Source organism: Algoriphagus sp. 10J20-15 (genome assembly GCF_055809615.1).
On record NZ_JBVVUG010000028.1, the window covers coordinates 36999 to 44131 of the forward strand.

Consider the following 7133-nt stretch of genomic DNA (forward strand, 5'->3'; position numbering starts at 1 on the left):
ACAGCCATGAACCTACTTATCCATTTTCCTAAATCCATACTCCTAGCTATTCTAATCAGCAGTTTAGGTTCTGATCTTATTGCTCAGGAAAAGACAGAAAAACCACGTGTCATCGTAACAAGTGATGGGGAAATAGATGATGAATGCTCTTTGGTTCGCTTTCTCCTTTATGCCAACGAATGGGATATTGAGGGGATCATAACTTCAAGTTCCCAATACCACTGGCATGGACACAAATGGGCTGGAGATGACTGGGCTGTACCCTACTTGGATGCTTACGCCAAAGTACAACCCAATTTGCTTAAGCATGATAAGGATTATCCTACAGCAGAATTCCTCAAGTCCAGAACCTTTCTAGGCAATGTAGAGACGGAAGGTGAAATGGAAAAAATCACAGCGGGATCTCAGCATATCGTAAAAGTATTGTTGGATGAATCTGACGCAAGACCAATCTGGATACAGGCTTGGGGTGGGACAAATACTATTGCTCGAGCATTGAAAACTATAGAGAAAGATCATCCAGAAAAAATGGATGCCGTAGCTAGTAAAATCCGATTCTATTTCATCTGGGAACAAGACGATACGTTTCAGAAATACATTCGCCCAGTCTGGGGCAAATACAATATTCCCACGATCATCTCGGACCAGTTTATTGCCATTTTCTATCATTGGAAAAAGTATTTGCCAGAAGCTGAGCAGAAATACCTTGCTGCAGATTGGATGAATGAAAATATCCTGGAAGCACACGGCCCACTTTTGTCCATGTATCCTGCCCATGAAGAAGGTGACAAGGGATTTGACAAGGGAGATTTTAGATCTGAAGGAGATTCTCCAGCTTTTCTTCATACCATACCTACAGGCTTGCGCAGCATGGAATCTCCAGACTATGGAGGCTGGGGTGGTAGATATGTGAAAGTCCGAGAAAATACTTGGCTAGACCCCGTGTTGGATTCCTCTTATACTTACCCTGAAGGCAGATGGTATGGAAACTCAGCATGGGGAAGAGAGCGGCTTAAGGAGGAAATCCCCAACGATCAAGAACTCACAGACTATCTGGAACCACTCTGGCGCTGGACTGCTGCGATGCAAAATGATTTTGCAGCACGTGCAGACTGGACCATCAAGTCCTATGATGAAGCCAATCATGAGCCCATAGTTAAGCTGGCTCACAGTGAAGACTTGCTTCTAAAAGCAGGATCAAGTGTAAAACTTAGTGCAGCGGGATCATACGATCCAGACGGAGATAAACTTAACTACAGCTGGTGGCAGTATCAAGATCCAGGAACTTACAAAGGAGAGGTGTCAATCAATCAGTCAAATGAGCAAGACGCAAAACTAACAGTACCAAAAGATGCAAAACCTGGGCAAACAATACATGTGATCTGTGAAGTCACGGACAATGTAAGCCCTGCTTTAACTAGGTATAGACGAGTGATTATTAAAGTAAAATGAAGAAAGAAGAGACCCTAGAGATCCAATTAAAAGCCAATTCGGCTCAGAGATATTTTCCTTTTTAACTAATAACCCAAACCTAAATAACCATGAAAAGACAGTTGATTTTTACGCTAGTCCTACTTCTATTTTCGGTAAATATTTTTGCCCAAGCACCATGGGATAGCCATGGCAAACTCCAGGTTGCAGGAAACGGTCACTATATAGAACACAAAGACGGCACACCATTTCTTTGGATGGCTGATACTGGATGGGGTATGTTTCAGCAATTAACTCGCGAAGAAGTAGATCGATACCTTGATAACCGACAGCAACTCGGCTTCAATGTCATCCAATCTGTGGCGTTCTGGTATCCTCACGGAGGTGGGTTAAAAAATGGCCCGCACAATGCTGCAAATGCTTATGGTCATCGTCCATTCACCGGTGGAGAAGACAACCCCAACACTGCGAAACCGCTAGTTGTGTCTGGGGGATCTCCTGACGCACCAAACGATTATTGGGATCATGTAGACTATATCATCGAGGGGATCAAAAAAAGAAATATGTATGTAGCCCTCCTCCCAAACTGGGGACGTGCCTATATCACAGATCAATTTAGCGGTGCTCATCAAGAGTTTACAGCGCAGGAGGCTAAAGAATACGGTGTTTTTTTAGGAAAAAGATATAAGACAGAACCTCACATACTGTGGGTTCTGGGTGGAGATGCGAAAGGAAAATATTTTGCAGTTTCAGATACGATCTCAGAAAAAAATGTGGACAGGCGTTCCATTTTCCGGGCAATGGCAGAAGGGATAGCCAATGGGGTCACTGGCAAAACAGTTCAATGGAATAAAGCTGATCAAGCATGGAAGGACATTTTTTTCACTTATCACCCTGATGGAGACCCAAGTGACAACTCCTCTACTTGGTTTCATGAAGATGCTTGGATCACAGCCAATGGGGTGGAAGTATGGACACAGGTCAATGAAGTATATCCAACTATGGCAAGAGAATACAATCTGGACAATCCTAAGAAGCCAAGTCTATTCCTGAGGGTTCCTACGAATTTGGAGCTTACGGTCAAGAGTGCGGATATATTACTCCTCTCCGTTTGCGTCGACAAGTATACCATACATTTTTTGCTGGAGGAGCTGGCCACACTTATGGAGCAGGCCCTATTTGGGCAATGCGCGGTACTCAAGGGAACTACAATTGTGGTTTTACCTGGAACAAGCTTTGAATTTCCCTGAGCAGTTCAGTTTGCGCAGCTGGCAAAAAACTTACTTATCGAAAATAATTGGTCTGAATGGATTCCTGACCAAAGCATTCTACAAGGAACTGAAAGTGACAACGAAAGCCTAAAAGCAGCGGTCAGACTCTCTTCCGGCAAGAAAATTCTGGTCTATTTCTCTGACAATTCAGAGGCAACTGTTAAAAACATCCTAGATAAAGACGCTGAAGCAAATTGGTTTGATCCGATGGAAGGGCGTGAAAGTACGGCTGAATCATTCCAAACTGGTGAATCTCGAATAATCACGCCACCAACTGGTTGGGAGGACGCAATCCTCATTCTAACATCAAACTAAGCCTCATTAAAGCATCAAACCCATCAAATAATGAAGAAGTATTTTAGATATTGGACGATTTTAGTCGGAATTCTACTCCACGGACAGGTCGATCTATTTGCCCAAAGCAGCACAGAAAAAGAACGAATCATCGTCCTGACAGATATAGAAAATGAACCTGACGATGCGATGTCCTTGGTTCGCTTTCTTACATACTCCAATCAATGGGATGTAGAAGGACTTGTGGCCACCACTTCCATACATCAGCAAAATGAGATTGCAACTTGGAGAATACTTGAAATCTTGGATGCTTACAGCAAAGTGCGAGACAACTTAGAAAAACATGAGCAAGGCTATCCCACCGCTGACTACCTAAGAACAATCGTGAAAGAAGGCATCCCAAAATATGGGATGGAAGCTGTTGGGAAAGGAATGGACTCCGATGGGTCTGAACTAATCATCAGTACAGTGGATAAGGAGGATGACCGACCTGTTTGGGTTCTTGTTTGGGGAGGACCGAATTGTCTTGCCCAAGCACTATGGAAAATCAAAGAAACCAGAAGTTCTGAAGACCTCGCAAAATTTGTAGCGAAACTCCGTGTCTACACGATATCCGACCAAGACAATAGCGGCCCTTGGCTGAGAAAGACTTTCCCGAACCTTTTTTATATAGCAAGTCCTGGGATCCACGCACTGGGAGCTTATCATTTCGCAACTTGGTCAGGCATAAGCGGAGACAAATTCCACGGCAGATTTGCTGGGGGAAACTTTGAGATCGTGGACAATCCTTGGCTGGACGAGCATATCCGCAGCAAAGGTCCCTTGGGAGCCGAATACCCCCACATGGAATTCCTCATGGAGGGAGATTCCCCGAGTTTTATGCATTTGATTCATACCGGCATGGAAAATCCGGAGCGACCAGATTACGGAAACTGGGGAGGTCGATATGAATTTTACCAACCTAGAACAGAAAGTTGGTTTTCTGAGCCGGAAACACGTCCACTTTGGACAGATGCCATGGATGAAGTGTACGGTGCAGATGGAAATTGGCATACGACGAATAAAGCAACAATCTGGCGCTGGAGAGAGGCCTACCAAAATGATTTCGAAGCTAGAATGGACTGGACAATCAAAGACTACAAGGATGCAAATCATCCACCAGTAATCAAACTGAAAACTCCAGAATTCATTTTAGCCAAAGTTGGAGATAGAATCGAACTCAGTGCCGACGAGAGCAGCGATCCAGATGGGGACGGTTTAAACTACCACTGGTTTCACTATGGTGAACCTGGAGACTATACACTAGCGAGTGGGCGAACTGCTACTCCATTGAAGATAGAAAATGCAGATACGGCAAATGCGTTCTTCATAGTTCCTAAACCAGGTAAATATGGAGAAATGCACATTATTCTGGCAGTGACAGACCAAGGGTCCCCTGCCCTAACGCGCTATAAAAGGATAATTGTCAAAGTGAATCCTTAGATGTGTCACACATCAAAATGCCTAACTATTAAACCTATTGAAATTTAAAAGCAGTGAGAGCTGGACACAGTAAAAAAACCACTATCGATCTGAAGTCAATTAACAATTAACCCAAACCTATTTTACATGAAGCCTAACCAATTGATTTTCTGTGTGGCAATAGTTGCACTACTTTTTTATTCTCCCCATAAAACTAGGGCCGAACAACAGGAAAATGAAAGTAATTCATACAAACCTAGAATAATCAATACCACCGACCTAGGAGCTGATCCAGATGACGAGCAATCTTTAGTTCGTCAGCTGGTCGCTTCAAATGAATTTGACATTGAAGGATTAATTGTAGCTACAGGATGCTGGAAAAAAACGCAGGACAATACAACTATGTTAGATGTGATTTTGGATGCTTATGAAGAAGCTTATCCAAACCTTACAGTCCATGCTGCTGGTTTCCCAACACCTGAATACCTTAAATCCATTGCTGTTATGGGACAAGATGGCTATGGTATGAGCGACGTGGGTACAGGAAAGGACAGCCCAGGATCAGAACTCATCATAGCAGCAGCAGACAAGGATGATCCACGGCCTCTTTGGGTAATGGGATGGGGCGGAATGAATACCATTGCTCAAGCGATTTGGAAAGTAAGAGAAACCCGTAGCCCAGCAGAATTGAAGAAGTTTTTGTCAAAGCTAAGATTGTATGATGTCTTAGGGCAAGACGATGCTGGTGCTTGGATTGCCAAAAACTTCCCGGATGTTTTCTATATCCGAGCAACTGGAGTCTATGGCTGGCAACCTCCAAAAGAATACGCCGCTGAACACATCCAAGGACATGGGCCGCTTGGACGGGTATATCCAGATACACAATGGGCAATGGAAGGAGACACGCCTGCATTCATGCATATCTATCCCAATGGACTCAATGACCCTGAGCAGATTGATCAAGGTGGCTGGGGAGGTCGTTTCAGTTTCACCAAAAAAGCTGGGATACGAAGTATGTCAGAGGTTCCTAAAATTCAGGAAGACGGAGAAACACAATATGACCCTTACTTGATGTATGGAAATACAGATGAAAAAGCCGAAGGCCATTAAAAAATGGAACAAAGGATATAACAATGATTTTGCGGCACGGATGGACTGGAGTATTAGCAGCAAATATGAAGATGCTGACCACCATCCCACAGCCATACTCAATGGAGATAAATCTCGAAAGGTGCTGAGGATGTCCGCTTCTTCAGGAGAAAAAATCACATTGAGTGCTGAAGGCTCGAGTGATCCTGACGGAGATGCTTTGAGCTACAAATGGTCTTTCTATGCTGAGCCAAGTACGTATAAAGAGTCAGTGGAAATTCAGAATAGCACTTCTTCCAAAGCTACTGTCCATATTCCTTCGAATGCCTCCGGAAGATCTATTCATGTAATCTTGGAAGTCTATGACGATGGTGAGCCTAATTTATACGCCTACAGAAGGATGATTATCGAGGTGGAAGGTTCGCCTACTTCTGAAAACCTAGAACCAGATGCAGGTAGTCCTTATTCTCCATTCCCACATACGGTGTTGGTGACTAAAGTTCGCCATTTCGACAACATGTGTTGGAAAATCGCCGCTGCAGGTGGCACTTGGTATTTTGAGAATGGTGAGACCGAAGGAAAAACAGGTTTTAGTAGTGCTTTTGATCAGGCAGGAAACGACTGGATTGGCAATGATGCCGATCGAGGATACAACAAGTCCTCCAATGCAGGCGGTAAACATGAATACCGAGGCTGGCCAAATTTCGGCGAGGGAAACTTTAATCATCCACAGCGCAAAAGCAACTCCACCTCATGGTGGGTGGATGAAAGTGGAAAGAAAATAGCTTTTGAAGACAGCCTTTCTGGTGATCACCTGATCATGAGAAGCTCCAATCCTTCCTATGAACTGGAGTACCATTTTTTTCCATCTCATGCAACAATCAAAATCATCAGAGCTGATGATAAGTATGCATTTCTGTTTGAAGGGCCGGTTGGGGGAGAGCAAGAAGCTTCTGTGGAGAAAGACTATTACGTGTTAAAAGATGGCGTACACCGAGAAATCAAATTCAGGAGGTCTAGGCTACTTAGAACCTGAATTTGGAAATAAATTCCCCTCTCCATTTTTCTACTTAGCAGACAGCGACCCAAAGGACCAGCAAGTATTCTATGCCGGTGTTCGTGACGTAGGACCAATTACGGCAGGTGATGAAGGATGGAGACAGGGAGAAAATATGGTGATTTTCAGTTTTGGAAGAGATGAAGACAAGCGTGCATACACAGGCACAGAAGCTATATGTGTTTTTGGTTTTACTGAAAAAACGGATCACAAGGAAATGAGCAGTTTTATCGAGTCAAAAATTAAATCTCCTTTCAATTAAAGACCATAAATCTATCTTGGAAATAGATCAAACATGAATGAATACAAATTTTAACCAAGCCCATAACCTTTAATATTAACAACAAACCCAACAAACCTATGAAATCAACCCAGACTATGGAGGCTAACTTCTTTGTTATCCTTCTCACATCATTGATCGTGATTGCCCCGCTCAAGCACTCACAGGCAGAAATTCAACAGAAAGATAAATTAATTCTGGCTGATTGGTTACGAGACTACATTCCTTCATACCTGGAGTAGAAGAGGTG

General features: G+C 43.5%; 7 protein-coding genes. All 7 read left to right on the forward strand.

Features of this window, described 5'->3' with window-relative positions:
* The first annotated feature begins 6 nt into the window (after window positions 1-6).
* The 7 genes from AC0L6R_RS10920 (at window position 7) to AC0L6R_RS10950 (ending at window position 6865) form a co-directional block, all read left to right on the forward strand.
* On the forward strand, window positions 7-1452 hold the full coding sequence (locus AC0L6R_RS10920; protein ID WP_473271242.1) for a nucleoside hydrolase-like domain-containing protein: 1446 nt from the start codon (window positions 7-9) through the stop codon (window positions 1450-1452).
* Between the two features lie 89 nt (window positions 1453-1541).
* Window positions 1542-2681 carry a glycoside hydrolase family 140 protein gene (locus AC0L6R_RS10925; protein WP_473271243.1) on the forward strand — a complete coding sequence of 380 codons (1140 nt, stop codon included), beginning with the start codon at window positions 1542-1544 and terminating at the stop codon, window positions 2679-2681.
* 60 nt (window positions 2682-2741) lie between these two features.
* Window positions 2742-3017 (forward strand): putative collagen-binding domain-containing protein, encoded by a 276-nt coding sequence (locus AC0L6R_RS10930; protein WP_473271249.1) that lies wholly within the window; start codon window positions 2742-2744, stop codon window positions 3015-3017.
* A gap of 30 nt (window positions 3018-3047) precedes the next feature.
* Window positions 3048-4478 carry a DUF1593 domain-containing protein gene (locus AC0L6R_RS10935; RefSeq protein ID WP_473271244.1) on the forward strand — a complete coding sequence of 477 codons (1431 nt, stop codon included), beginning with the start codon at window positions 3048-3050 and terminating at the stop codon, window positions 4476-4478.
* A gap of 126 nt (window positions 4479-4604) precedes the next feature.
* Entirely contained in the window at window positions 4605-5567 is a 963-nt protein-coding gene (locus AC0L6R_RS10940) for a DUF1593 domain-containing protein (RefSeq protein WP_473271245.1), read from the forward strand.
* The gene (locus tag AC0L6R_RS10945; RefSeq protein WP_473271246.1) at window positions 5545-6582 is read left to right on the forward strand and encodes a hypothetical protein; all 1038 of its coding nucleotides are present in this window, start codon (window positions 5545-5547) and stop codon (window positions 6580-6582) included. Before AC0L6R_RS10940 ends, AC0L6R_RS10945 begins: the two co-directional genes overlap by 23 nt.
* On the forward strand, window positions 6530-6865 hold the full coding sequence (locus AC0L6R_RS10950; RefSeq protein WP_473271247.1) for a hypothetical protein: 336 nt from the start codon (window positions 6530-6532) through the stop codon (window positions 6863-6865). The genes AC0L6R_RS10945 and AC0L6R_RS10950 overlap by 53 nt, the downstream gene beginning before the upstream one ends.
* Window positions 6866-7133 lie beyond the last annotated feature (268 nt).

Bases quoted from the DNA above. Each gene is read 5' to 3' on its own strand.
- AC0L6R_RS10920 (WP_473271242.1), top strand. From the start codon at position 7: ATGAACCTACTTATCCATTTTCCTAAATCCATACTCCTAGCTATTCTA.
- AC0L6R_RS10925 (WP_473271243.1), top strand. From the start codon at position 1,542: ATGAAAAGACAGTTGATTTTTACGCTAGTCCTACTTCTATTTTCGGTA.
- AC0L6R_RS10935 (WP_473271244.1), top strand. From the start codon at position 3,048: ATGAAGAAGTATTTTAGATATTGGACGATTTTAGTCGGAATTCTACTC.
- AC0L6R_RS10940 (WP_473271245.1), top strand. From the start codon at position 4,605: ATGAAGCCTAACCAATTGATTTTCTGTGTGGCAATAGTTGCACTACTT.
- AC0L6R_RS10945 (WP_473271246.1), top strand. From the start codon at position 5,545: ATGAAAAAGCCGAAGGCCATTAAAAAATGGAACAAAGGATATAACAAT.
- AC0L6R_RS10950 (WP_473271247.1), top strand. From the start codon at position 6,530: ATGGCGTACACCGAGAAATCAAATTCAGGAGGTCTAGGCTACTTAGAA.